Origin of the sequence: Mycobacterium saskatchewanense, assembly GCF_010729105.1 — a bacterium.
In the GTDB taxonomy this organism is placed as follows: domain Bacteria; phylum Actinomycetota; class Actinomycetes; order Mycobacteriales; family Mycobacteriaceae; genus Mycobacterium; species Mycobacterium saskatchewanense.
This window is the reverse complement of record NZ_AP022573.1, coordinates 2012431-2038622: the sequence shown is the minus strand read 5'-3', so window position 1 is coordinate 2038622 and position 26192 is coordinate 2012431. Positions and strand designations below refer to the sequence as shown.

At 66.1% G+C, this 26192-nt stretch carries 22 protein-coding genes; 11 read left to right on the top strand and 11 right to left on the bottom strand.

Going from position 1 to position 26192, the window contains the following annotated elements; translation table 11 throughout:
- Positions 1 to 11 precede the first annotated feature (11 nt).
- The 9 genes from G6N56_RS09330 (at position 12) to G6N56_RS09290 (ending at position 10117) form a co-directional block, all read left to right on the top strand.
- Entirely contained in the window at positions 12 to 1214 is a 1203-nt protein-coding gene (locus G6N56_RS09330; RefSeq protein WP_085256173.1) for an amidohydrolase family protein, read from the top strand.
- Positions 1215 to 1225: 11 nt separating this feature from the next.
- Complete coding sequence (locus G6N56_RS09325) at positions 1226 to 2842, top strand: acyl-CoA synthetase (RefSeq protein ID WP_085256152.1); 1617 nt, start codon at positions 1226 to 1228, stop codon at positions 2840 to 2842.
- Positions 2839 to 3669, top strand: a complete 831-nt coding sequence (locus G6N56_RS09320; RefSeq protein ID WP_085256153.1) for an amidohydrolase family protein — start codon at positions 2839 to 2841, stop codon at positions 3667 to 3669. The genes G6N56_RS09325 and G6N56_RS09320 overlap by 4 nt, the downstream gene beginning before the upstream one ends.
- Positions 3670 to 3671: 2 nt before the next feature.
- Complete coding sequence (locus G6N56_RS09315) at positions 3672 to 4730, top strand: acyl-CoA dehydrogenase family protein (RefSeq protein WP_085256154.1); 1059 nt, start codon at positions 3672 to 3674, stop codon at positions 4728 to 4730.
- Positions 4731 to 4744: 14 nt separating this feature from the next.
- Positions 4745 to 5944, top strand: coding sequence for an acyl-CoA dehydrogenase family protein (locus G6N56_RS09310; RefSeq protein WP_085256155.1), 1200 nt, complete (start codon positions 4745 to 4747; stop codon positions 5942 to 5944).
- Positions 5945 to 6215: 271 nt separating this feature from the next.
- The gene (locus G6N56_RS09305) at positions 6216 to 6578 is read left to right on the top strand and encodes a DoxX family protein (protein WP_085256174.1); all 363 of its coding nucleotides are present in this window, start codon (positions 6216 to 6218) and stop codon (positions 6576 to 6578) included.
- 148 nt (positions 6579 to 6726) lie between these two features.
- Positions 6727 to 8508, top strand: a complete 1782-nt coding sequence (locus G6N56_RS09300) for an FAD-dependent oxidoreductase (protein ID WP_085256156.1) — start codon at positions 6727 to 6729, stop codon at positions 8506 to 8508.
- Positions 8505 to 8963 carry a VOC family protein gene (locus G6N56_RS09295; RefSeq protein ID WP_085256157.1) on the top strand — a complete coding sequence of 153 codons (459 nt, stop codon included), beginning with the start codon at positions 8505 to 8507 and terminating at the stop codon, positions 8961 to 8963. The genes G6N56_RS09300 and G6N56_RS09295 overlap by 4 nt, the downstream gene beginning before the upstream one ends.
- Positions 8964 to 9034: 71 nt before the next feature.
- Positions 9035 to 10117 (top strand): methyltransferase, encoded by a 1083-nt coding sequence (locus tag G6N56_RS09290; RefSeq protein WP_085256158.1) that lies wholly within the window; start codon positions 9035 to 9037, stop codon positions 10115 to 10117.
- A gap of 65 nt (positions 10118 to 10182) precedes the next feature.
- On the opposite strand, the gene G6N56_RS09285 is transcribed toward G6N56_RS09290, so the two are convergent.
- From G6N56_RS09285 to G6N56_RS09240, 10 genes are all read right to left on the bottom strand, one after another.
- Complete coding sequence (locus tag G6N56_RS09285) at positions 10183 to 11829, bottom strand: long-chain-fatty-acid--CoA ligase (RefSeq protein WP_085256159.1); 1647 nt, start codon at positions 11827 to 11829, stop codon at positions 10183 to 10185.
- A 28-nt stretch (positions 11830 to 11857) separates the two neighbouring features.
- Positions 11858 to 14803 (bottom strand): type I polyketide synthase, encoded by a 2946-nt coding sequence (locus G6N56_RS09280; protein WP_085256160.1) that lies wholly within the window; start codon positions 14801 to 14803, stop codon positions 11858 to 11860.
- Positions 14800 to 15060, bottom strand: coding sequence for an acyl carrier protein (locus G6N56_RS09275; RefSeq protein ID WP_232069256.1), 261 nt, complete (start codon positions 15058 to 15060; stop codon positions 14800 to 14802). The genes G6N56_RS09280 and G6N56_RS09275 overlap by 4 nt, the downstream gene beginning before the upstream one ends.
- 2 nt (positions 15061 to 15062) lie before the next feature.
- Complete coding sequence (locus G6N56_RS09270; RefSeq protein ID WP_085256162.1) at positions 15063 to 16031, bottom strand: hypothetical protein; 969 nt, start codon at positions 16029 to 16031, stop codon at positions 15063 to 15065.
- A complete protein-coding gene (locus G6N56_RS09265; protein ID WP_085256163.1) occupies positions 16028 to 17179 on the bottom strand; it encodes a hypothetical protein in 1152 nt (383 codons plus the stop codon). The genes G6N56_RS09270 and G6N56_RS09265 overlap by 4 nt, the downstream gene beginning before the upstream one ends.
- Before the next feature lie 537 nt (positions 17180 to 17716).
- Complete coding sequence (locus tag G6N56_RS09260) at positions 17717 to 18613, bottom strand: alpha/beta hydrolase (RefSeq protein WP_264020123.1); 897 nt, start codon at positions 18611 to 18613, stop codon at positions 17717 to 17719.
- 332 nt (positions 18614 to 18945) lie between these two features.
- On the bottom strand, positions 18946 to 19227 hold the full coding sequence (locus tag G6N56_RS09255; protein WP_085256165.1) for a hypothetical protein: 282 nt from the start codon (positions 19225 to 19227) through the stop codon (positions 18946 to 18948).
- An 82-nt stretch (positions 19228 to 19309) separates the two neighbouring features.
- Entirely contained in the window at positions 19310 to 22084 is a 2775-nt protein-coding gene (locus G6N56_RS09250) for a helix-turn-helix transcriptional regulator (RefSeq protein ID WP_142280637.1), read from the bottom strand.
- A gap of 197 nt (positions 22085 to 22281) precedes the next feature.
- A complete protein-coding gene (locus tag G6N56_RS09245; RefSeq protein WP_142280638.1) occupies positions 22282 to 22854 on the bottom strand; it encodes a hypothetical protein in 573 nt (190 codons plus the stop codon).
- Positions 22855 to 22901: 47 nt separating this feature from the next.
- Positions 22902 to 23723, bottom strand: coding sequence for a CAP domain-containing protein (locus tag G6N56_RS09240; protein ID WP_142280639.1), 822 nt, complete (start codon positions 23721 to 23723; stop codon positions 22902 to 22904).
- Positions 23724 to 24255: 532 nt separating this feature from the next.
- Here G6N56_RS09240 and G6N56_RS09235 point away from each other — a divergent pair.
- Positions 24256 to 24957 carry a hypothetical protein gene (locus G6N56_RS09235; RefSeq protein ID WP_085256168.1) on the top strand — a complete coding sequence of 234 codons (702 nt, stop codon included), beginning with the start codon at positions 24256 to 24258 and terminating at the stop codon, positions 24955 to 24957.
- A gap of 79 nt (positions 24958 to 25036) precedes the next feature.
- Here G6N56_RS09235 and G6N56_RS09230 read toward each other — a convergent pair whose 3' ends face one another.
- Entirely contained in the window at positions 25037 to 25483 is a 447-nt protein-coding gene (locus G6N56_RS09230; RefSeq protein WP_142280640.1) for a hypothetical protein, read from the bottom strand.
- Between the two features lie 388 nt (positions 25484 to 25871).
- Here G6N56_RS09230 and G6N56_RS09225 point away from each other — a divergent pair, with 388 nt between their 5' ends.
- Complete coding sequence (locus G6N56_RS09225; RefSeq protein WP_085256170.1) at positions 25872 to 26156, top strand: hypothetical protein; 285 nt, start codon at positions 25872 to 25874, stop codon at positions 26154 to 26156.
- Positions 26157 to 26192: the final 36 nt, after the last annotated feature.

Sequence of the window (26192 nt, the reverse complement as noted above, 5' to 3'; positions counted from 1 at the left end):
AAAGGATGGACATGGGCCAATTGGGTTATCTGGCGATCGACGTCGACAACCACTATTACGAGCCACTCGACGCTTTCACCCGGCACTTGGACAAGGCGTTCAAGCGCCGCGGCGTGCAGATGCTCAGCGATGGCAAGCGGACCTGGGCAGTGATCGGGGACCGCGTCAACCACTTCGTCCCCAACCCCACCTTCGACCCGATCATCGTGCCGGGCTGCCTGGACTCGCTCTTCCGCGGCGCGATCCCCGAGGGCGTCGACCCGGCCTCGCTGATGAAGGTCGAGCGGCTGGCAACCCACCCCGAATACCAGAATCGGGATGCCCGGGTCGCGGTGATGAACACCCAGGACATCGAGACGGTCTTCATGTTGCCGACTTTCGCGTGCGGCGTCGAGGAGGCCCTCAAGCACGACATCGACGCGACCATGGCCTCGGTGCACGCGTTTAACCTGTGGCTCGACGAGGATTGGGGCTTCGACCGGCCCGACCACCGAGTCATCGCCGCACCGATCATCTCGCTCGCCGATCCCGCTAAGGCGGTCGAAGAGGTCGAGTTCGTGCTGGCGCGCGGCGCCAAGCTCGTCCTGGTGCGGCCGGCACCGGTGCCCGGCGTGGTGAAGCCGAGGTCGCTGGGTGATCCCGCTCACGACCCGGTCTGGGCACGGCTGGCCGAGGCGGGAGTTCCCGTCGGCTTTCACCTCAGCGACAGCGGGTATCTGCACATCGCCGCGCAGTGGGGCGGCAAGGCGACATTCGAGGGGTTCGGCGAAAAGGACCCGCTGGACACGCTGCTCCTCGACGACCGCGCCATCCACGACACGATGGCCTCGATGATCGTGCACGGCGTGTTCACCCGCCACCCGGAGCTCAGGGCGGTCAGCATCGAGAACGGCTCCTACTTCGTGCATCGGCTGATCAAGCGGCTGAAGAAGGCGGCCAACAACTATCCCCGGCACTTCCCCGAGGATCCGGTCGCGCAATTGCGCACGAACGTGTGGATCGCGCCCTACTACGAGGACGACCTGACCGAACTGGCGGAATTCATCGGCGTCGACAAGATCCTGTTCGGTTCCGACTGGCCGCACGGCGAAGGCCTGGAGTCGCCGGTGTCCTTTACCCGAGAGCTCGACGGCTTCAACGCTGCCGACGTCCGAAAAATCATGCGCGACAACGCCCTCGACCTCCTCGGTGTCCAGGTCGGATCGCCCGCGTAGCGCCTGACACCATGAGTGAATGGACCGTGGGCGCCGTTCTCGACGCCATCGCCGACGTCGTTCCCGACCGGCTGATGACGGTGTGCGGGAACCGGCGGAGCACCTTCGGCGAATCGGCGAGCCGGACCAACAGCCTCGCAAACTACCTCCGAGCGAACGGTTTTGGGGCTCACACCGAACGCGGGGCGCTGGAGCCGTGGGAATGCGGTCAGGACCGCGTCGCGCTCCTTATGTACAACGACCTGTATCCCGACATGGTGGTCGCCTGCCTCAAGGCCCGTGTGGTCCCCGTCAATGTCAACCACCACTACTCGCCGCGCGAGATCCGCGACTTGCTTGCCTATGTCCGGCCGCGGGGCATCATCTGCCACCGCTCGCTCGGGGCCAGATTCGCCGACGTGCTGCCGCCCGACGGGACCGAGCTCCTGGTGTCCATCGACGACGGAAGCGGTGCCGCCCACCTGCCGGGTGCGGTCCCGTTGGGCGATGCGCTGGCGGCGGGCGACCCCCACCTCCACCTGATGGGGTCGCCGGATGACCTGATCATGATGTGCACCGGCGGAACCACGGGACGCCCGAAGGGCGTCCTGTGGCGCCAGAGCGACATGTACGTCTCGTCGATGGTGGGCGCCGACCACGACAGCATCACGGAGATCCACGACAAGGTCCGCAATGGCGGTCCGCCGTGGTTCGCGGTTTCCCCGCTGATGCATGCGGCGGGCATGTGGACCGCGTTCGCCGCGCTGTGCGCCGGCCTGCCGGTCGTGCTCTACGACGACCGCAACAAGCTCGACGCGCGGTCGGTCTGGGAGACCGCGGAGCGCGAAAAGGTCGGCATGATGACGATGGTCGGCGACGCGTACGCGGGGCCGCTGGTCGCCGAACTGCGCGCCCGCCCATACCAGTTGTCGTCGCTGAACGCGATCGGCACGGGCGGGGCCGCCACCAACGCGAAATACAAACGGGCGCTGATGGAACGCCTGCCGCACGTGACCATCGTCGAGGGGTACGGGTCTTCGGAGAGCGGCAACATGGCCTTCGGGCACAGCCGCGGCGGGACCACCAGCGAAACCTTCGAACCCAGGGTCGGGGCCTCGGTCGTTTCCGCGGACCGCAGCCGGTTCCTGCGGCCCGGCGATCGCGAAATCGGCTGGGCGGCCAGGACCGGCCGGATTCCGCTCGGGTACTTCGACGATGCCCAAGCGACCCGACGGGCCTTCACCCGGATCGATGGCCGACGGGTAGTGATCCCCGGCGATCGGGCGTCCCTCGAACAAGACGGCACCATAAGGCTTTTCGGGCGCGACTCGCTGGTGGTCAACACCGGCGGCGAGAAGGTTTTCGTCGAGGAGGTCGAGGGCGTGCTGCGCGCATACCCGGGCGTCGCCGACGCCCTGGTCGTCGGGCGGCCGAGCGAACGGTGGGGGCAGGAGGTCGTCGCGCTGATCGCGCCGCAACCCGGCGCCGACCTCACCCCGGACGACCTTCGCGGCGTCTGCGCCGCGCAACTGGCGCATTTCAAGGCGCCCAAGGCATTCATCTTCGTCGACGAGGTTCAGCGCCTCGGCAACGGTAAGCCCAACTACCGGTGGGCCAGGGAACAGGCCACCCAGCAGGTCCGGTCATGACTGCCGGGGCGATCGACTGCCTGGTCAACGTGCACTTCGGTGAAACCGAATCCCAGCCCTCCTGGATGCTCAAGGTCCGCGACGACTACTTCAACGGCCCCGAATCGATGTTCGCCCCGGTCGACCTGTCCGATCTGCTCGACGAGATGGACGACCACGGCGTGCGGAAGGCGATCCTGATGGATTCGCTCAGTAAGCCGTCGACAACCGCGCGCAAGTTCGTCGAAGCCAGGCCGGACCGGTTCGCACTGGCCATGGGCGGGCTGAATCTGCTGCGCCCGGTACCAACCCTGCGGGAATTGACCGCCGCCGCGGGCGATCTTCCGGTCGCGTATGCGGTAGTGGGGCCGAGCTTCTGGGGTGATGGCCAATACCCGCCCAGCGACGCGGTCTATTACCCGCTCTACGCCAAGTGCGCCGAGCTGCGCCTGCCCCTCTGTCTCAACACGGGCATCCCCGGACCGCCGATCCCCGGGGAGGTCCAACACCCGATGCACCTGGACAGGGTGTGCGTGCGGTTCCCCGAGCTGAAGCTTTGCATGATCCACGGGGCCGACCCGTGGTGGGACGTGGCCATCCGGTTGCTGCTCAAGTACGCCAACCTGCGCCTGATGACGTCGGCCTGGTCACCCAAGCGGCTGCCGGAAAGCCTGCTGCATTACATGCGGACGCGCGGCCCCGAAAAGGTCATCTACGCGTCAGACTGGCCCGTGCTGCGCATGCAGCGGGTGCTGCCCGAGGCCCGCGCCCTGGATCTGCCCGCCGACGTGCTCGACAACTATCTGTACAACAATGCGCAGGACTTCTTCTTCGGGAAGGAACGCTGACGATGGACCGCTTCGAACTTCGCCGACTGGACTACAGCCTCTCCGACGATCATACGGACCTGCAAAGCGCGTACCGGCAATTTTTCAAGGCGCACTGTCCGATCGAAACGGTGCGTGCCGCAGAGCCGTCCGGCTTCGACAGGAATCTCTGGGGGAGGCTGTGCGCGATGGGCGCCACCACCATGGCGCTGCCCGATTCTTGTGGGGGAGACGGGGCGACCCTGGTCGACCTGACGCTGGTGGCGGAGGAGGTAGGCCGGTCGCTGGCGCCGGTTCCGTGGATCGACCATGTCTGCGCCGCCCGGCTGCTCGGCCGGCTGGGGGCGTTGGACGCCGCGACGGCAGGCGTCGTCGGCGGCGAGCAGCTCGCTGCTCTCGACGTACGGATCGCGGATTCGGTGGGCACCCGATTGATCCCGACGGGTTCGATCGCCGACCACATCCTCGTCCGCGACGGAGACCGGGTCGTCCGCCTCACCTTCGGCGCCCGACCCGCGAAGGTCGACAACATCGGTCGGCTGCCGATGGCCTGGGTGGATCCGGCCGCCGCCGACACCCGCACGGTGGTGGCCAAAGGTGCTCAGGCGGTGGCCGATTACCAACTCGCCCTGGATGAATGGCGACTTCTGACTGCGGCGGCCCTGGTCGGTTTGGTTGAGGAGACGATGACCATCGCGGCCGAGTTCGCCAAGACGCGCTACACGCTCGGTGTACCGATCTCGACCCTGCAGGCCATCTCGCACCCACTTGCGAACATGGCGATCACCGTTCAGGGCGGGCGAAACCTGGTCCGGCGCGCCGCGTGGTTCCTGGACAACGAACCCGACGAACGACCCGAGTTGGCACCCTCGGCCTTCGTTTTCATGGCCGAGGAGGCCGCCAAGGCGGCGACGATGGCGGTCCACATCCAGGGCGGCCTCGGCGTGTCGTCCGAGGCCGCCGCGACGGCGTACCTGGTGCGCGCCAGGGGCTGGCCGCTGGCCGGCGGTGACCCGGGCATCGTGGCGCAGCGCATCGCCGACATCGTGACCGCCCGCGAGGGCGCGCCGCAACCGGTGTAGGAGAGGGGAAAGGCATGGATTTCTCCCGGGTCGAACTGTCCGACGACGACCAGGCCTTTCGCGACGAAGTGCGCAGCTTCCTCGACACGCACGTCACCGAAGAGGTCAGGCGTCGGGACCGCGAGACCGGCGACAACTTCGACGAGGGCCTGCACCTGAAGTTCGGCGCCGCAGGCTATTTGGAGGCCGAGTGGAAGTCCGACGCGGAGGGGGGGTTCAGCCGGGTGCGTCGTCGTATCTGGGAGCTGGAGAAGCGGCGGGCGCGGGTTCCGTGGGTGACCTGGGGCACCACCGCCATGGTGGCGCGCTCGGTGGCTAAGTTCGGAACGCCGGAACTGCGAGACGAGGTGCTGCCGAAGGTCTTCAGCGGCGAGGTCCGCCTTTGCCTCGGATACACCGAACCCGAAGGTGGCTCCGACGTGGCCACCTGCAAGACGCGGGCGGTCCGGGAGGCGGACGGGGCCAGCTGGGTGATCAACGGCTCCAAGATGTTCACCACCGGGGCGCACAATTGCCAGTACGTGTTCCTGATCACCAACACGGCTCCTGACGCGCCAAAACACAAGAGCCTCACCATGTTCCTGGTTAGGCTCGACTCGCCGGGAATCGAGATCCAGGGGATCCGCACGGTCGACGGCGACCGCACCAACATCGTCTACTACAGCGAGGTCCGCGTCGATGACAGGTATCGGCTCGGCGACGTGAACGCGGGCTGGACGGTGCTGCGCGAGCCGCTGAACGTCGAACACGGCGCGGTGACGGCGGCGCCGGACGGCCTGCAGGACACCTCGATCATGATGCATCAGGCCGGGTTCCTGTCCGAGGCCGTTGACCGCGCCGCCGCCCGCGTCACCGGGGTCGAGCCCGGTGGCCGCCGGCTCATCGATGACGGTTCGGTCGCATACCGGCTCGGCCGCAGCGTCGCCCGCCTGGAGGTCGCGCTTTCCGCGCCGGGCATCTTCGGCCGGGTTGCCATCGCGCAGACCATGCGTGACATCTCACCGGATTTGATGGACATCCTCGGGGCGGCGGCGGCCCTCCCATTCGGGACCGACGGTGCCGCCGACGACGGCAGCGCCGAGTACGCCTACCGATTCGCTCCCCTGGTAGGCATCTACGGCGGCACGCTAGAGGTGTTCCGGAACATGATCGCGCAATACGTCCTCGGCCTGGGCAAGCCCAATTACTCGCCGCCGCTGCAGAAAACGTCCTAGGGCCGACGCGCGGCATCCCGGCCGTTGATCCGCCGTGATCGAGCGCCAGTCGTTCGGCGTCGTCGGACGCCAAAGGCGTCTCGTGCTGCGGTGAGGTCGCTGACCTGGGCATCACGCGTTGTCGGCCGAAGCTACCGGTGAACTGAAGCCGGTCGACGGCCGTTACCAGTCCGTGCATCATCGGGCGTCGGTCACGCATCCCCGCTCGACGGTCGGTCCACTCGGTGGATCGCCGGCGCGCGGCGGGTGTCGGTAGGCGGTGATCGGCCCGATGCACGTCGCGTTGTGGGTCTTCAGCATGGGGCTGGCTGCGGCGTTCGCGGCCGCGGGTGCGACGAAACTGGTGCTCTCGAAGAACGAGCTTGTATTGCGCGGCGCGAGTTGGGTCGGCGACTTCACCTTGGGAACAGTGAGATTGGTGGGGTTGACCGAGGTCCTGGCGGCGCTGGGGATGACTCTTCCGGTGTTCCTGAACATCCCGGAGGGATGGGCGCTGGCGGCTGGCGTGGCGGGTCTGATCGTCGTTTCCCTGGGGGCGGCGGTGATACACGCGCGTCGACGTGAACCGGTGATGATCGCGATGAACGTCGTGCTGTTGGCTTTGGCCGTGATGTCCGTATGGGGGCGTCGGTGAGTGGCGTGTTGTGATGTACATCACTGTCATTCGGTTGAGGGCTCCGCCGCCCGGCATCGTGTAAGCCGTATGACGCAATGCCACCTCCTGTTGTGGCCCGACTCCGGCGGACGCCGCAGCGGACCGCGGTCCGGGGACCGCAGCCACCGTGGCTGACACCTGTGACGTGGTGATCGTCGGCGCCGGACCGGTGGGCGCGACGGCAGCATTGCTGCTGGCCGCCCGCGGTGTCAGCTGCGTTGTCGTGGAGCCGCGTGAGCGCCCGCAGACGCACCCGGCCGCACACGTGCTCTCGACTCGGTCAATGGAGATATGGCGCGAGATCGGGCTGGACCGTGAGCTGCGTGCCTTGAGTGCCCAAGCCTACGAGCTGCGCTGCATCGCGTACTGCACTACGTTGGCCGGGCCGGAGCTCGGCCGGGTGCCGGTGGCCGAGCTGCCCGACAGGCAGGTGGAGGCCATCGAGGCGATCAGTCCAACGCGCAGCGCCCATTTGCCGCAAAGCCTCCTGGAAACCCTGCTCTGGCAACGCCTGCGCGACAACGCTCACATCGACTTGCGCAGCGGCTGGCGCTACGTCACCCACACGGACGGACCCGACAAGGTGGCGGTCACAATCGGTGACACGGCCGGCGGAAGCCGAATGATTCTGGGGCAGTACCTTATCGCCGCCGACGGCGCGGCCAGTCCGGTGCGAAGAGCGCTCCGTGTCGCGATGAAGGGGCCCACCCTTCAACACATGATCAGCGTGCACTTCTCCGCCGATCTGGAGAAGTTTCGCCGCAACCGCCGTGGGCCGGTCATGTGGACGCACAGCGGCAAGGGCGTGGGGGCCTTGATAGTCCACCGCCCACCGCACGATCTCGTGTTCCAGATCCCTTACTTTCCACCGGCCGAATCGCTGGAGGACTTTCCGGCGGCGGTCTGCCGAGACCACATCCTCGATGCCATCGGCGATTCCAGCGTCCGCGTCGACATCCACTCGATCAAATCGTGGGCGATGAACGCACAAGTCGCGACCAACTACCGAGTAGGTCGGGCGTTCTTGGCCGGAGATGCGGCGCACCGGTTTCCGCCCACCGGCGGCCTGGGTTTGAACACCGGCATCGCCGACGTGCACAACCTCGCGTGGAAAATCGCGTGGGTGCTCACCGGTCGGGCCGGCAACGGACTTCTGGACACCTACGAACAAGAGCGCCGGCCGGTGGGACGCAGTGCCACCGACCACTCCGTGGCCAACGTCGAGGGTCTGCTCGACGTGGTTGCCGCTCTGGGCATGCCACGCCGAGTCGGTAGTCTGCTGCCGCGAATCATTGCGGCACTTCCCGAATGGGTGCCACGGCGGCCCGTGCGCACGCTGGTCCGAGGCCTTTCCGCGCAGGCGTATCGCACCTTTGGCCTGGCGGCGTCCCCGGGAAAGGTCGGCGGATATCTACGCCGCAGGGCAGCAGAGGCGATCAGCCGACAAGGCCGCCACTACCGCAGCTGGGGGAGCGACCTCGGGGTGATCTATTCGAGCGGCGCGGTGGTGGCCGACGGGATACCCACGAGGCATTGCGATCCCGAGTTCTACACGCCGTTGGCCTGGGCCGGGGGACGGCTTCCGCACGGCTGGGTCGAAGACCGCGGCAGGCGCGTATCCACTCTCGATCTGATCAGCCATGATCGGCTGACACTGCTCGCCACGCCCCGATCCCGGGCCCGGTGGACGCACACCGCCGCGACGCTCCCCATCGCGGTCGGCACCGTCGATGAGGCGGCGCATCACGTGTTCCGCACCGGTGCAGCGGCGGACGCGGACGGCCTCATCGTGCGGCCGGACGGCCATATCGCCGCTGTACTGCACTCCGACAGGCGCGACGCGACGCAGATACGGCAGGCACTGAGCGCGGTCAGCGCACCGTGCGGTGTTGGGAGGTCTATCTCGTGAATTCCATTGGCGCACCGCTCGTCGAGCTACGACTGCTCAGCTACCGGCCGGCGGAGATGGCGGCCTGGTGGTCCGCTTTGCTTGGTGTGCAACCGCATCCGGTCACCGCGAAGCTGACCACTGTCACCGCCGCACGCCTCGGAGTCGTCATCGAGCGCTCCCAGACTGCATTTGACTACCATCCCGAGGCGAGCGGCGTCACCGCGATCAACTTGACTTTCGACGAGCCAGACGACATCCGTGCAACGGTCGATCGGTTGGCGGGGCACAATTCTCACCCCTACCGAGCGACCCGCCAGGGCGCGGTCACGGCGCTGTGGTTCCGCGACCCCAACGGTACCGATGTCGCGTTGAGCCTTCCCTCGGGCAACGCTGGCCCCGATGTGAACCTGGCCGAGTGGCCCGACGAACTGGACCCCGACACGGTGCTGGCCGACACCGAGCCATCCCGCTAGCGGACCGAGACATCCGATCGCCGACGATCGACCCGGGTGCAAACCCGCCGAAGAAAGGCTACACCCAGCCCATGACCGTGCAAATCTCACCAAAAGTCATTCGCGTCGTCGAACGCGCACGGGGCGCGCTGTCGCGCGCTCATCAGCGAACGGCCCCGCCGCACGTGGCGATACTGGAGATGCTTCTGGAAGGTTGGACCGCACAGGCGATCACCGCGGCCGTGCAACTCGGTATCGCCGATGCGCTCGCCGACGGCCCCCTGCCCCTCGAGGACTTGGCGTCTCGAGTCGAGGCCGACGCCGATGCGCTGCGCCGCTTGATCCGTGCGCTCATAGGCCGCGGAATTTTTCGGCAGCGCAAAGACGGCCGTTATGAGCTGAACGCACTGGCCGATACCTTGCGTCCGGACGCACGGTTCTCGGCGGCCGGTCCGGCCCGCATGTTCGGTTCACAAGAACATCGCGAGATATGGAGTCACCTGGCGGATGCGATCAGATCCGGGGAGGGGATTGTCCCAGTACTGTACGGCACCAGCGGGTTCGAGTTCTTGAATCAAGACCCGGAGCGCGTCGAGGTGTTCGGCAAATGTATGGCCGACATCACCGAGATGGTGGTGGGATCTCTGGTCGCCGCCTACCCGTTCGACGCATATCCGACCATCGTCGACGTCGGGGGTGGGACTGGCCAAAACCTGGCGGCGGTACTGAATGCCGCACCCGCGTCGAAAGGGGTCCTCTATGACCTGCCGGCCGTCGTCGCCGACGTCGAGCCCCTGCTGCGCGCGCGTCACGTCGCTGATCGCGTGCAAGTCGCGGAGGGGTCGTTCTTCGACAGCGTTCCCCCGGGCGGGAACCTTTACATGCTCAAGCAGATCGTTCATGACTGGCCGGACGCCGAGGCGGTCCGCATCCTGCAGAACGTCCGTTCGGCGGCAACCACGGGAGCGACGATCGTGTTGATCGAATACGTGGTCCCGGACGACAATCGCGACCATGTCGGGCACTGGTCTGACCTCGAGATGCTGGTAATGCAGGCCGGCCGTGAACGCACCGCTGCGGAGTACCGGAGCTTGCTTGACGCCGCGGGGTTCCACATGACCCGCGTGGTTCCCACCATCTCGCCCATGAGTCTGGTCGAAGCCCGAGCGCGATAGCGCTTCGCGGGGCCGCCGGGCTGATAGCGCTTCGCGGGGCCGCCGGGCTCAGGTAGCCCGCGGCATCATCGCAGCAGGAGTTCCCGAGCGCTATTTCGCCGAAGCTTGCCCGACGACGTCTTCGGCAAAGTGCCTGCCGGAAAAAGGCGGACCTGGCGCGGAAGGTGTCCGACGTGTTGGCTCACCCGGGCCGTGATGTCGCGGCTGATCCGCACCCGCGTGGCCTCGTCGTCGACGTCGCGGACTTCGGCTAGTACCGCAAAACCCTCCGGGCCCTCCTCCTCATCGACGCGCAGCGCGATAACGCACCCCGTCCGCACGCCCGCGACACCCTCGGCCGCCCGCTCGATGTCGTGCGGATAGAGGTTCCTGCCGGCTATGACGATGAGCTCTTTGGCGCGGCCGCAAACATAAACTCTTCCCTGCTCGTCGAGGTATCCGAGATCCCCGGTATCGAACCACCCGGCCGCGGACGCGAGAGGGGTGACACCGTCCGATGTGAGGTAGTTCTTGGCGACGGAAGCTCCACTGATCTCGATGGTGCCGATTTGTCTTGGCGCCAACGGCATCCCGCCGCGGGTGATGCGAACGCTGGTGCCGGTGACGGGTGGACCGAGACAGACAACGTGTTGCGCATCTTCGGTGTCATCGCGGACGGGTTGCGCCCGGTGGTGATCGCTGGCCGCACGCCGCGCTATCGCATCCACGATCGGCCGGTCGCGGCTCACCGCCAAAGACACCACCAAGGTCGCTTCCGCGAGTCCGTAGGCGGGTACCGATGCCGTCGGGCGCAGCCCGAATGGCGCTCCCGCATCGGCGAATTCTGTCAGTTGACGGTGGTCGACAGGCTCCGCGCCGATTATCGCGATCCGCAGTGACGAGAGATCGATAACCGCTGGTTCTTTGACGCGGCGCAAGGCACGAGACAGAACGCCATAGCCGAAACTGGGGCCCGAGGTGATGGTGGCGCGATGCCGGCTGATCAGCTCAGCCCAGACGATCGGTCGGGCGAGAAACTCTTGCGGCGGGACGACAACGGTCTCGACGCCCATTTGCATTGGCGCGCAGACGAAGCCGACCATGCCCATGTCGTGGGAGAGTGGCAACCAGGACACGATCACGTCGGTGTCGGTGTCCACATTCATCCCATCGAACAGCGCGACGACGTTTGCGGCAAGGTTGGCGTGAGTGATCTCTACGGCCTTCGGCGTGCCCGTGGAGCCGGAGGTCAACTGCCTTAGCGCGATGTCTTCGTCTTGGGCGTCGTCGGGTTTCAGCGCGCCGGGTGTAGCAGTGCGCAGGGATTCGACGGTGCAAACCTTCACGCCGTGGCTGGCCAGTTGATCCAGCGCCGCGAGGAAGGAGTCGCCGACAACCACCACATCCGCTCTGACCAGGCGGATTGCGCGTACGGTGTCGGCCAGCCACACGGTTAGGTCGGCGCGGGGTGTCGGTTGCTGAAGCATGGTCAATGCCGCCCGCATGAACCAGGCTGCCTGGGCGAGCGAGGCAACATCGGCCGCGTCGCTGGCCAGTACCGCAATCGACCCCTCGGGCTCAACGCCCAGGCGGCCGAGGCCGGCGGCTATCCGCGCTGCCCGGTGCTGAACTTCGCTCCAACCCAGCCGGATTGGGGCCGCCACCGTTCCCGCGGTGAGACCCCGCGAAGACGATGCCGCGGTGACGTTTATTTGGCGGGTGAGCGCACTCACGAGACATTTATCCTTTCACGTGCAGTGATCATCCGGTCTCGCCGCTCAGGCTGAGCCGTTGCGTGATGAAGCCGACCAGATCGCCGACGCTGCCGATGCTGGGCAGAACTTCGACGACGTTGACGTCGCTCAGTGGCGGGTACTGCGTCCGAAGCCGCTCCAGCAGCCGGAGTTGGAGCAGAGAGTCGTACCCCAGGTCCTCGACGAGTCGTTTGGACAAGTCGAGCGTGCCGCTTGGGTAGCCGCCGACATCGGCGATCATGTCCACGATTCCGGCTGTGACGACATCGCCCGTTGGTGAGCACGATGCCGGCGCGCCGTTCGCCGATTCATCGGTGGTCTGGGTGTTCGACATGTGCTCGCCGTGGACGGTTGGACGGTCGAGCCAGAATCGGTTGGAATCATCGAAGACGTAAGGCGGGAGCCGAAACGCGAAGTCCGTCGAGCGCCCGCAGAGTGCGTCGAGGTCGGGTGAATACCCATCGCGCATCGTTGCCGCAGCAACTTCGAGCAACTCGGTCCCCCCTGAATCGGGACCGCTGCACAACGCCAGCATGCGCGCCTCCGAGGCCATCTCGGACTGTCTGGCAAGGCTGAGCAGCACAGATCTGGGGCCGGCCTCGGCGAAATACGCGGGAACTGTCCAACTCAAGGCCGCCCGCACGGCATCCGAGAACCGCACGGGCGCAAGGATCTGCTCGGCCCAGTAGTCGGCATTCATCTCCTGGCCCACGACTTGCCTGCCGAGCACCGTCGAGAAGATCGGGAATTCGGCATCTCCGGGCTCGAGCCCCTGCAGTTCGCGGCGGAAATCCTCGACGATAGGGCTCATGCTTGGCGAGTGAAATGCCTGTGACACATTCAAGCGCACCGCCTTCCGGCCTTGCTGCCTGATCAACGTGTGAGTTCGTTCCACGGCATCGATTGGCCCCGAAATCGTCAACGCGTGCTCTCCGTTGACAGCCGCGACGGCACAGGCCGACTCCGCTTCGAGAACCGCTTCGGCCTCCGCGAGGCTCAGTTCTGCCGACAACATCGCACCGTCGTGCGGCAATGACTCCATCATCCGCCCGCGTACGGCGACCAACCTGGTCGCATCCTCGAGGGTGAGCACGCCGGCAAGGCAGGCCGCGGTGATCTCACCGAGGCTGTGACCTATCCCGAAGGCGATCTCGATCCCGCTCTCCCGCAGCGTGCTTGCCAGTGCATAGGAAACGATGAACAAGGCCGGCTGTGCCAGGCTGGCGTCGGCCAAGCTGGACTGGCTCCCGAAAAGCGCCCCGAGCACATCAGCGCGCAGATGCTGGTTCACCGCAGCCGCGGCCGCGTCGAGAATGCTCCGGTACACCGGATTGGCCTCGTAGAGCGGCAGTGTCATGCCGGGGTACTGGGTTCCCTGGCCTGAGAAGAGGAGTCCGAAGCTGGCCGGAGTTTTGCGCGCCGGGGCCGACGATGCCAGGTCGGGCCGAGCGCCCGCAGTGAACTGGCGGAGGCATTTCAGCAGTGAGTCACGGTCACCGTGCACCGCGATGCGATGCCGATTCGACCGTTTCACCACGTTGGTCGACCGACACCAGGAGGCCACGTGGTCGGGCTCGAGGGAGTCCAACGCGGGAGTGACCGCCGCGATGTTGCGCAACAGGGACTTCGGCGAAGATGCGGAAATTGTCAAGACTCCGTATCGACCCGTGACGGGCGCTGCCGGTGCGGGTGCGGACTCCACGACCACATGCGCGTTGCTGCCGCCGAGGCCGAAGGAGCTGATCGCGCCGATTGCGCCTTCGGTGGGCAAAGCCCGTGCGCGGTCGGCCAGTTGCAGCCCGAGCTCATCGAGCCGCAGCCCGCGGTGGTCTTCACCGCCGTACGTCGTGGGTGGCAGCGTGCGATGCTGCAGCGCCAGACACGCCTTGATGAACGATGCGATGCCGGCGCTGCCCTCCGTGTGTCCGATGTTTCCCTTCACCGAGCCCAGAAGGCAGGGATTGGCGCGTCGTGCGTGGTGCACTTCACCGAGCGCCCGGGCCTCGATCGCGTCGCCGATGACCGTGCCCGTGCCGTGCGCTTCGACGAAGTCGACCGACGCCGCGTCGATTTCGGCAAGTTCGAGCGCTCGCCGCATCAGTGCGACCTGGGTGTGGCGGTTCGGCGCGGTGATTCCGTTACTGCGGCCATCGTGGTTGACCACCGAACTCTTCACGATCGCATAGATCGGCTGCCCCGCCGCCAGGGCATCGTCAAGCCGGCGCAATACCACAGCGCCGACGCCTTCCCCGCGGCCGATGCCGTCGGCGTGTTGCCCAAACGGCTTGCACCGGCCGTCCGGGGCCGACAATCCCGCCTGGGTATAGAAGATCGAAAGCGAAGGCGTCAATATCAGGTTGGCACCCGCGGCGATGACCAGGTCAGCTTCGCCCGACCGTAACGCGGCACAACCGTGGTGAACCGCGGTCAGCGAGGAGGAGCACGCCGAATCTATCGCCATGCTCGGCCCCGTCAGCCCCAGATGGTAGGAGATCCGGTTCGCGGCCATGAAGTAGCCGCTGCCGGTGCCGCGGAACGGGGTGACTCCGGCGAAATCGTTGAGCTGCAGACTGCTCCACTCGCTGGACATGATCCCGACGAACACACCGGTCTGCGTGCCGGCCAGTGAGCGTGGATCGATTCCGCCGTCCTCGAGTGCCCGCCACGACGTCTCGAGCAGCAGTCGCTGCTGGGGATCGAGCGCAGCCGCTTCAATGGGTGCGACGCCGAAGAACTGGTTGTCGAACGCGTCAACGTTGCCGATGAAGTGGCCACGCCTGGTGTTCATGGTGCCCGGCGCTCCGCCTCGGTCATAGTAGGCGTCGACATTCCACCGCTGGGCCGGAACCTCCGTATCGGTGACCGTCGCATCAAGCATCAACTGCCAGAACGCGTCTTTGTCAGGCGCGGCCGGAAAGCGGCAGTCGATCCCCACCACGGCGATGGGTATCACAACGATCGCCCGAGTGCTGCAAGGTGTTGCGCGATGCCATCGACCGTCGGGTAGTCCCAGACGATCGTCGTTTCGGCGATGATGCCCAGTTCGTCCTCCAAGTCCGCGCACAGCGCGAGGCTGGCGGCCGAGTCGAGGCCATAATCGGCAAGCGGCGTGTCGACGTCGATGGCGTCGACGGGTAACCCGACGAGCCGGGCGACCTCCGCGGTCAGCCAGTCGGCGAGTTCCTGGTGGTCGATGGTCTTCATGGTCATCGTCATAGCGTGCTCAAGCTCCTCAACGGTCGTTCTGTTCCGCGGAAAGCGGTATGCCCAAAAAGGATCTGGCGGTAGACCAGCCCGCGTATGCGGGCCGCCAGCCGTGCTCCACCGAGGACCTCCGCGGTGGCCGCCAGCGGGAGACCCAACGCGATGGCTGCCAACAAGACCAGCACGAATGCGGTCAAGCTCGCAGCACTCGCAGCTTTACCGTGTGCGCGGGCCCGGTCAGCCAGGGCGCCCCATCGCCGAAAGGCATGGCCGGCAAGGATATCGGCGACGGCCAGTGCCGGAACCACCGGCGCCATCTCGGACGGCCGTGGCTCCGCCTCGGCAAGGCAGCGACCCACCTCGGCGACTCTGCCGAGTTCATCCGCACCGACGCCCGCCCTCCCGAACCACAGGAAGGGCTCGCGGTTTCCGGTCAGCAGCCAACGCAGCGTCGTGACCAGTGTCGTCGCCGACGAACGGGTGTCCGTGGCGGCGACGACCTCGACGCTGCGCGCCCCGGCGGCCCGCAGAAGTTGACACATCTCGATGGCGGCGGAGTACCACATGTTGCGGCAGGCGATGACCGTGACGACGTCACGGTCTCGCACTGACTCGGGGTGGGCGGCAAGCAACGACCGAATCGGGATCGACGGCGACAGGTACCACACCTGGTACGCCAAGATCACCAATTCGTCCGCTGCCGTGTGGAATCCGTCCTTCGGCTCGACGAGTTCGACGAGTGCCGATCGATCGACCGCTTCCGGGAATACGCCGAAGAATCGCCGAACCGGCCACGGAAACGGGAACCCTTTGCGCGGTTGGACGTCGACCCACCGAACGCTCCAGTCACGGCCCTCCAGGGGATCGGTCAATGCCTTGGTGACCTCGCGCAGCTGCCCCGTCTGCGTGTACAAGTACACGACGGCCCTGGAGTAGCTCCGCTGGGTGGTGGAGCCTCCCTCGACCGATGCGATCATCGGCCATCCTCGGAAGCCGCCCCGGAGACCGCCGTCAGGTGCATGAACGAGATGGCGAACCGGCCGGACTCGGGGACCATGCACAGCAGCGTTTCTCCGTCTCTGATGAGCCCCTGCTGCAACATTTCGTCGAGGATCACGTAAATTGACGCGCTGCCGATGTTTCCGACGCTGGTCAGATTGCTGTACCAAATCTCGGGGCGAGACGCCACCTCGATACCCCGTCTCGAAAACTCGTTCAGCACCAGGGTTTTCATTCGCTCGCTCGAGTAGTGAGCGGGTACCCACGACAATGTGGAGGGATCGAACTTGCCGAGCCGACTCAAGCGCTCAAACTCGTCGACCCCGATCGTGACCACGTGAGGCAACATCGACAAGTCTTGCCTCAACACGGTCGCGCCGTCCGCGGCGGCCTCGGAGGCGGTCGGGTAGTCGACCCAAGTCTTGTCGCAATTCCTTTCTTTGCTGCCCAGGAACATGCAGGCCGTTTGGGTGTTCGCGTACGACCTGAGGGAGATCCAGTCGATACGCAAGCTGATACCCGATGCAGCGGGCCGATCCTCGATCACCGCGGCGCCGGCGCCGTCCGACAGCATGTAGCGCAGAAACGCGGCCTCGAGCGGCAAAGAGCCGTCCTCGGCAGCGGCCCCCATCTCGGCGTAGCGGGACCCTTTGAGCCACCGCGAGATGGACTCGCTGGCGACGCTGATCGCGTTGCGCTTCTCGCCGATCGCCACCTGGAGGTAGGCGTTCTTCAAGGCCATCATCCCCGAACTGCACACACCGTGGGAGGTGGCGATCTCGAGGGGACCATAGCCCAGCTCACCGTGGATCATGCTGGCCAGGCCCGGCGTCACCAGGTCGGGCAATGAGGTCGCCGCGCAGAGCAATTCGATGTCATCTGGCCGCAGCCCCGCGCGCTCCGCGGCGCTGCGAACGGCGCCGGCCGCCATCGCCGCATTCGAGATAACCGTCTGTTGCTTCTTGTCGATCGCGTAGTGGCGTGTCTTGATGCCACAGTTGGCCAGCGTGATCGCTTTGAGATCGCTGGTCGAGCGCCCCGCCGTGCCGATGTAGTCTTCGATTTCCTCGTTGGGTACGGGTTCGCCGGGAAGGAAAGTGCCCGTAGCTGTGATGTATGCGTTCAATGAACCTGCTCCATCGTCGTGGTGCCTTCAGTCGAGGCACGCGAATATTGATTTCGGTTTTCTCGTGCGGATTACCGCAACGTCGGACGGCGCGCGTCGGCTCCGTTTTCACCGAGGTCTATGCATTGCAGTCGGGCCGCCGTGTGTGGCCCCGAGACGTCTTCCACAACGAAGAACGTCACTGCATTCGACGCGAATACTTCCGCCGCCGGATCAAGGCGCTCCGCTGCGCCGTAGCGCTGGAATGCGGTGGGTCGCCCTTGGGTCGTGAATTCAATCCGAACCGCCCGGCCCCGTCGCCCCGCACGGACACCCAGCCATCGGTGTTCCCCCTCTCTCCAAGAACAAGCCCGAGCACCGAACGAACTTGCACCGGTTCGGTGAGGCTTGGCTAAATTGCCGCCACTTGAAGTACGAGGCGGCCGTCGGGAAGGTTCAAGTCAATGGCCGGCCGGCGCGACAACGGCTGTAGTCACCCGTGACCGAGTGAACCGGGCGGGCGGCAGGATCGAGGGCAAGGACGCGTTGGCAGTGCCGTTACGCCACCAACATCCGTCGAATTGCTTTGACGCGGTCGCTGATCATTCGTAGCCCGATGGTCGTTCCGGGGATGGCGTGAGCGATGTGGAATGCCCCGGCATAGTGCTCGAGATCGGTTGGAACACCGGCCTGCATGAGGCGATTCGCGTAGCGAAGGCCCTCGTCCCTGGTCGGATCGATCTGGTAGGTGGTCACGAACGCCCGCGGAAGTCCGACCAGTTCCTGCACCGAAGCGCGGGCCGGCGCTGCGTAGATCGGGACGTCCGCGCCGCCCGGCTGTGCGATCCCCTTCAGGTAGTGGCGCCAGCCAAGCGAATAGTCGACCGGCCTCCACATCGGGGTGTCGACGAGGGTCTTCATCGACGGGGTCTGCAGCCGGTCATCGACAAGTGGGGCATCGAGGAACTGGGCGGCCAGCCGGGGACCGCCGCGGTCACGAGCAAGCAGCGCAAGTGCCGCCGCCAGGCCGCCGCCCACGCCTTCACCCAAAAGTCCGACAGACCCAGCATCCAGGCCGAATTCCAGGCCGTTGTCGGCCACCCAGCACAGGACCGCATAGCCGTCCTCCAAACCCGCGGGGTACGGGTCCTCGGGTGCCAGTCGGTAATCGACGGTCACCACCGAAACATCGGCCCATTCGACGAGCAGTCGGGCGGTGAAGTCGGCCATCGCCAACCCGCCCATCACGTAGGAGCAGCCGTGCAAGTAGACCAGCACGGGCGCGGGGGTGGACCGCTGGTCCGACGCGTAGATGCGGACGGGTATCTTTGCCGCGCCTCGACTCCTGTTGACGGCAACGTCGCAAACGGTTAGCGGAATCCCTGCATGGTATTTCGGCTGAGCGAACAACAACTGTCCGCTTTCCCGGGCCGCCGCAAGATCCGAAAGATCCATTGTGGGCAGAGCAGCCACCGCGGCAGCAAGCTCAGGGTCGAGAACATCGCCCATGGGTAATCACTTTCCAGTGGTCTAGCCCGTACGAATCCCCCAAACGTGATTGTTCCTCAGCCGAGCGGCGCGACCTTGCGCACCGGCGCACGAATCCTTTTTCGTCTGCGCACGTATCGCGACTGAAGCGGTGGTTCCGGACGACATGGCACCGAAAGTGACGCGGTCAGACACTGCCCGCTCATCGCTTTCAGTGTCAGCACGGTTTGGTGCGGGGTAAGCCGCAAAACCCCGCCGTCACTCCTGCAAGCCGTCCGGCGAGAGATCGTCTTCTCCAGTTACAGCGCTTCAACGGCGGCCGTGACACGGTCGGCGGGCAGTCCGGCCTGCTGGCAGGCGTGTAGGACCACTTCGGGGGAGTCGGCTGCGAACACACCGAACGCGTAGGCATCCCGCGGGACCTCTACGGCGTAAAGCAGTTGCGGCGCATTGGGCTCGCCAGGCATCGCCGCCAACGTTCGGCGCAGCCGCTCGGCGATGTCACCGATTCGCTGGACGGAGAGCCGCGGTGTGTACCACTCGGCCAAGTAGCGCGATCGCGCCCGCTCACCGTTGGGCATCGTGTCACGCTACGTCGCCCTGGCGCGGGTTTCATCAGTGGTCTTGCTACAAAATGATGACGCTCGGACAGTGCTAGTGAGCCTACTCGTGCGCCGCCGGCTCAGAGTCGGCGTCGTTCATGACGTGATAGAGCTCAATGCGAGAGTGGATTCCCAGCTTGTGGTAGATGCGAGAGAGATTGACTTCGACCGTCTTTCGCGTGATGAAAAGCTTGGCGGCGATGTGGTGGTTGTTCATCCCGGCGGCGGCCAGCTCGGCGACGCGTCGCTCTCTGGGGGTCAGACCGGGGGATCGGGTCCGCCCGGCGGTACCACGGTCCAGGTCGGCGCGGGCCTGTTCGGCCCACAGTGGTGTCCCGACGCTCTCGAAGATCAGCAGGGCCTCGCTCAGCACAGCGGCCGCGGCGCGCCAATGACGCAGTCGGCGCTCCAGCCGGCCGAGAACCAGAAGCGTCCGTGCGCGTTCGAACGGCATGTCAACACGATCGTGGTGGACCAGCGCGGCCTGAGCATGTGTGACGGCGGCCTCGACGTCGCCGCGCGCTGCCGACAGCAGGGCCCGGCATCGCGTGCCGACGGCCAACATCCACGCGCGCTCCAGTCGCGCCCCATTGCTTTCCAGGGTGGCGACCAGGCGTTCGGCCTCATCGAGCCGACCGAGGTTGATCAGTGCTTCGGCAGCATCGGGAACGAAGCCGGCGCCGACGGCCTCGGTGTAGCGCGGCACGAGGTAGACCATCGGCAGCAAGGGTTCGAGAGCGGCAAGCGCCCCGGCGTGATCGCCAAGGGACAGTTCCAGAAAGCCGTGTACGGAGATGACCCACGACAGCATGAGGTTGTAGCCACTGCCTACACCGGCCGTGAGGGCACTCTGGATGTGACGGCGAGCCTCTTCGACCCGACCCTGGTAGGCGGCCACGGTGGCTTGGAGCGACAACGCGATGAACAGTGCCGCGCCGCCGCCGAGCTGGCGGGCCCGCTGTTGGGCCTCGTCGGCGACTTCCGCGGCCCGCCCCAGTTCGCACAGCCAGGTGTCGAACAGCACGAGTTGGAACTCCAGGAAGATGAGCTCGCCCTCTTCACCGACGGCTTCGCACCGCTGCGCAAGCTGTGCAAGCACGTTGCGGGCCGCCGCGAACTCGCCGGTCCAGCCCCGCAGCAGTGCGGTCTGGACGCTCGGCCGAAGCGACACCGGCATCGCGGTGTCCAGCCTGTCCAACGCAGCGATCCGATTCAAATCGGATGGGGCGATGCCCTCGCCGTTCATGAACCGCATGATCGCCCGCATGCTCAACGCGCGGCAGAGCGCGTCGGGAAGGTTTGTGTTCTCCGCAACGGTAACTGCCTGCTCGGCGGTCGCCAGGGCAGCGTCCCGCTCGCCGGTGTTCAGTTGCGCGAACGCCAACGTGGTCATGACGGTCACCCGCAGCGCCGCGTCGTCGCCGCAGTCGACCACTGCCTGCTGACAAATCTGCGCGGCTTCGAGAAAGCTGTCGTCGTAGAGCCGCACCATCGCCAGCTGTTGCAAGGCCTTGGCGCGGCGAGGGCCCGCCGCTAGCTCTGCCGCCGTTTCGAGAGCCTCGCGCGCCCGGCGTGGGTCGCCGGCGTCGAATAGGCACTGCGCCAACAGGGTCAGGCGATCTTCGGTGGCGCCCCCCAGCCCGATGGCCATTTCCAGCAGCTCCGCGGCGGCCGCCGGTGCGCCGCGCCCGCGGGCGACGTCGGCGCCGGCGTCGAGCGCACTGAGTGTTTCCGGTTCACCGACCGGATCGGCCAGCGCTAGGTGGCGGGCGCGCAGCTCGGGTTCCGTCACGACCTGGGCGAGACGGCGGTGGATGGTCCGCCGGGCGAGCGGGTTCGCCCGCACGCGGACCGCGTGGGCCAGAAGAGGGTGTGTGAAGCGAATGCTGATGCCATCGATGGTGACGATCTGTCGCGTCTCGGCTTCGCCGAGCATCTCCAGGAGGCGTGGTGGCGCGACGTCGATCGCCTGCGCGACAACGCGTATCGCCGGATCGGCGAGGCTGGCGATCGCTAGTAGCGCCTCAGCGGCGTCGTCGTCGAACCTGCTGATCCGTGAGTGCGTCACCTCGCTAAGGCTGTCGGGTAGTCGAAGGTCGAGTCCGGCACCGCCCTGGTCGATCTCCCTGGCCAGTTCCAGCGCATAAAAAGGATTTCCGCCTGAGACCTGGTGAATGCGCAGCAGGCGTGGCCGCGGGATGGGATGTTCGAGCTGCGCGATGAGCGCATCGTGCAGCTCGCGAACAGATAACGGCGGCAGCCGGACTCGGCGAACTGCGTCCGGCCTCGACAAGTCCAACCATCTCCCCGATGACGATGCGGTACCGCTGCGTTGGGTGCACAGCCATGCCACCGGGCCGGACAGGCGTCGGGCGGCGAACGCCACCGCGGCCCGGGTGGAGCCGTCCAGCCACTGCATGTCGTCGACGGCGACCAGGACCGGTGACTCTCCGGCCAGCCTTGCGAGCACGGTCAGAAACGCGGCGCCCACCGCGCGCTGCTCGACCCCACGCACCGCGGTTTGCTCCTCGCTGAGTAACGCCGCCGCCAGCGCGCGTCGCTGCGGCGGCGGCAAATCGGCCCACACGCCGTGATCGACTTCGGTCAGCAGGTCGGCCAGTCCGGCGTAGGCAAGGACCGACTCGGCCTCGCTTGCCCGGGTGGCCAGGACGCGAATGCCCTGGTGCCGTGCGCGTTGCAGGGCGTCTAGCCACAGCGTGGTCTTCCCGATACCCGGATCGCCTTCGATTTGCAGCCCCGTGGCGGAATCGGTCGCCGCACTGAGAAAATCGGCGATGCTGCGGACTTCTTCGCTGCGGCCGACGAGCGGACTCACTGGCGGGGGCTTCCGGGTCTGTTCTAGGCGGGTTCCGAGCGTGCCTCTCCGACGGCGGAACGCTGCGCGATTCCGAACATGTTCATAGCGCAACCAGTCTCCGGCGGTGAGTGGGGCAGTTCCCCGCTCGGAGCTTAGCGGTTGCCGGCCATGCGTGCATAGCGAGAATGCGCGCACCCAATGCGACTGGTCAGCGATCAGCGAGGGACCATCGGCGCGATCTTGCGGGCCAGGTTGACGGCTGCAGCATTGGCCTGGTCCGCGGACATCCGGAGCACGGCGACTTGGACGGTGTTGATGCGGTCGCCGGCCGCGAACTCGACTGAGCCACCTCCCAGGTAGCGCATGCCGTCCGGCCCCGGCGTCCCGGGATCGGGGAAACCGGAGTCGGGGGCCGGAAGCTTGTTGTGCAGCGCGGTGCCGGGATTGCTGATCGTTAGCGACACCGATTCCTCGGTCGCGGTATTCGTCCACGTGCAATCGGCCTGGTCGGCAGCCTTTCCTGTCGACACTCCGGGCACGGAGACGCCGAGGAGTGGCGAAATGTCTTGCGGTGAGAGCATCGAGCAGGCGTCGATGCGCTTGGCGCCACCTGGCGCGGTAGTGGCCGCGGACTGCGACGCGCCAGGACTGCCGGCGGTGACCGAGGTGCCACTCGATCCGCAGGCGGACGTGACGCACCACAACGCCGCGAGGGAGAGCAATGCGACCGAACCTCGCGCCAAGCCTACCGGTGTGCGCGGCGAGGTTGCCGAGATATGTTGCGGCACAGGGCCCTCCTTCAGGACGTGTGCATTCGGCAAACGTGGTGTGTGCTTCAGTGGGAGCCCATGTCAACGGTCCAATAATGTCCTAAAGGACCCCCTGCGAAGTGCGCTGCGCCGGCGTCCGTGAGGTTACAGTTCAGGATCAGGTTGCGGTGACCCCAGTTGTTGGCGCCGCCGTCATCTTGCATCCAGAACTGCAGCGCAGTCGCTTCGGAGGTGAAGCCGTCGGCAACAATCTCTCCAGTAGACGAGTATCCGGCTTGCGTGATGGGTCCGCCCTGATCCGTTTCGAGGCCGCCGCTCGCGGTCCTGTGCATGTTGGGAAATTTGTTCACCGTATTTTGGTCCATCGTGGCGATGAAGCCGTTGTGCGTCGCAGCCGTGTTGTCCAAGGCCCCGGAATCGGCGAAAGGCTTCCCGCAGGCCTTCGTTGCGGCGCCGGAGGTGTCCCATGGCTTGCCCGTGTTGGGATCTGTGGTGTGCGGCGGGTACTTGCCGGGGTTCATCCTGGCGTCGTTGACCGCCGCGAGCAGAGCAGGATCGGGGCCACCGCTACCCTTGGCCGCCGGGGCACCGCCGGGGTTGAAGCCGGCCTCCGGCTTGAGACCGCCGGTGTTGCCGACACCGGCATCGGCATTCTCCTGCCAGGTTTGTTGCCGCCGCCCAGGGTCCACGCAGACCCCGTCACCGTCAAATGCTTCGCGCCACACCAAACCCGAGGTACAGGTCTTCGGTCCGTAGGCGCCGCCGCCGGGCACATAGCCCACACCCTTTGCCGCGGACGCGTTTTCCTTCTGTACGGTGTCGGCGATCGCCTTCGGGACGCAAACGTTGTCGCCGGGTCGAGCGTTACGCGGTACCAGCCCGGCCATGTCGTTGGGAATGCATCCACCGTCGGCCGATGCGGCCGGCGGCACCACCGCACAGCTCAGCACCGTGATGGCGGCGGCGCACAACGGCAACATCGGTAGTCGACGGCGACTGCGGTGACATACTTTTCGCGCTTCCCGCCCGAGGCGGCGGATGGACTTCGCGTGGGTCGCTAATTGCGGTGTCGCAACGAGGGACATGAGAAAGCGCTCCTCTCGATATCCGGACTGCTCGAAGCTACGGCCGGCGGGTCGAGGAAGAAATAGGGCGTTTCCCTATCTGTTATTGCGGCTCTGGTCCCATGCCATCGCTTTGGCCGCGACGCACAGTGGACAACGCAACGCATGCAACGATTTCGGGCCGAAGCGCCTGCCGGCAACATTGACGGTGCACCCGCTGGTTGGCCTCCGCGGAGCCGTGCCGGCACGGTGGCGACCAGCTGCATAGGGAAATTACCGATATCACCCTGCGCCTGTCTGTGCCTAGCGTGAGAGCAACATGCCGTCGAAGCCGCGCGTAGTCGAGAGGAAAGCCATGGCGACCGTATCCAGACTGCGGACGCCGTTGTGCGTGATCGCTCTTGCCGGCGTGGCCGCGTTCATCACGGAGCCGGCGGCAGCCGCGGACCCGCCGGCACCGGCGTGCAAACCCGGGTTTGTCTGGAGGGCTGCTCGTCCAGGGGACGCGGTCTGTGTCACCCCCGAGATCAGGGATAAGACCGCGCAGGAGAACGCCGCCGCCGCGCAAAACGTTCAACCCGGCGGCGGCAACGCCTGTAAATCCGGATTCGTCTGGCGCAACGCCTATCCGGGCGACGCAGTCTGCGTGACCCCCGACATGCGCGATCAGGCGGCTGCCGATAATCAAGCTGCCTCATCGCGCACAGTCGCCACCGCAGACACCTGTCAGAAGTGGCGGGGCGCTACCGACGAACTCATCCTTGCAGAGGACAACGGCTACAAGGTCTTCGCGTACACCTCCTTGACCGGCCAGGCCAGCTTCGAGGGTCACGGTGGACCCGAGGTCAAAGGAACCATCACGACGCCCGGCGGTATCAACGGCAACGCCATCAGTTTCAACGTCAACTGGAACAACGGTTGGCACAGCCGCTATATCGGGAATATCCATCCCGACGGAAGCGCGCGTGGTGGCTACGAGGACTTCGGGCCCCCCAACGACTCTGACGTCCACAGCGGCAACTGGGATTCGGTCGCCAAATTCATCTGTGACCAGTGAGCTGCCGGCGAGCACACGGATTCCCGGGCCTTGACTGAACCGCACTCGGCTCTGCTCAATCAAGCCGTGGCCGCCGAAACTACCTGAGGTCGTTCGGTGGTGGCGGGTACGGTGGGCAGTAATCCGCGTGCTGTTGTGCGCCCAGAACCGTGCCGCACCGGTACGCGTTCCAATCAAGATTTTCCCGCCTGGTGTCCGGCGTCACACAGACCGCGTCGCCGTCGAAGGCCTGCCGCCACACCGATCCCTGCTTACAACTCTGCGGCCCGTAGGGGCCGTTGGGATCGCGCCGGTCAGCGGCTGTGGCGTTCTCCTGGGCCGTGCGGGTGCGGTCATCCGGTCGGACACAGACGGCATCGCCGACTCGCGCTTCCCGCCATACCAGGCCCTGCACACATGTGTTGGGCCCGTACGGCAGGTTCGGATCCGCTTGCGCGGGAATCACACCGACGAACAGCGTCGCCGAAGCGGTCATCCCGGCCACGAACGAAGTGGCCATCCATGACGTTCTGACCGTTCCTGCCATGGTGGCTCCTCGAGTCGATCGGCGTTGGACAGCGCTACGCCTGACGCGCCATCCCGACTGCTCGACGTTACGGCCGGTCGGGGCCGGGCAGAAATAGGGAGGTTCCCTATAGCTCCCATGAAGCGACCGGTCGTAGCGTCGAACGGTGGGAAAGGTCGAGAGGATTGCCGCGTGACATCTCATTCAGCCTTATCGGGGATTGGTCAACCGGTCGCGCCGAACGCGAGCATCCGTTGCCATCGCGGTGATCTTTCGTTGCATCGAACGGCTGCGCCGCCCGCTACGGGAAGGCCGGCGCCGGCTTGTCGTGCGCCCTACCCGGCACTCACGACAACTCCGACCTTGCGCTGGTGGTGACGGGGAGACAACGGTCGGGTGAAAAATATCGATGGAGCAGCAGAAGCGGTTTCTCGTCGAGTGGTATCGCCCCGAACTTACTGTGCCGCCGTGCGAACGCAGCGCCACGGCACTGTGTGCCAGTGCGGCTAGGTTGGTGGTTCAAGGCGTTTCGGTGCGGCTTGAGAGCATGCTGGCGGTGCCCGCCGACGAGGCGCTGTTTGGGATTTTCAGCGCCGAATCGGTGGAAGCGGTGGCAATGGCCTGTGAGGGGGCGGGTATGCCGGCCCAGCGACTCACCGCGGCGACCGACATCCACCTGCCGCCTCGGGCATAAACAGCGCGTGGAGCGGTCCTGTCGACCGCCCGAGGG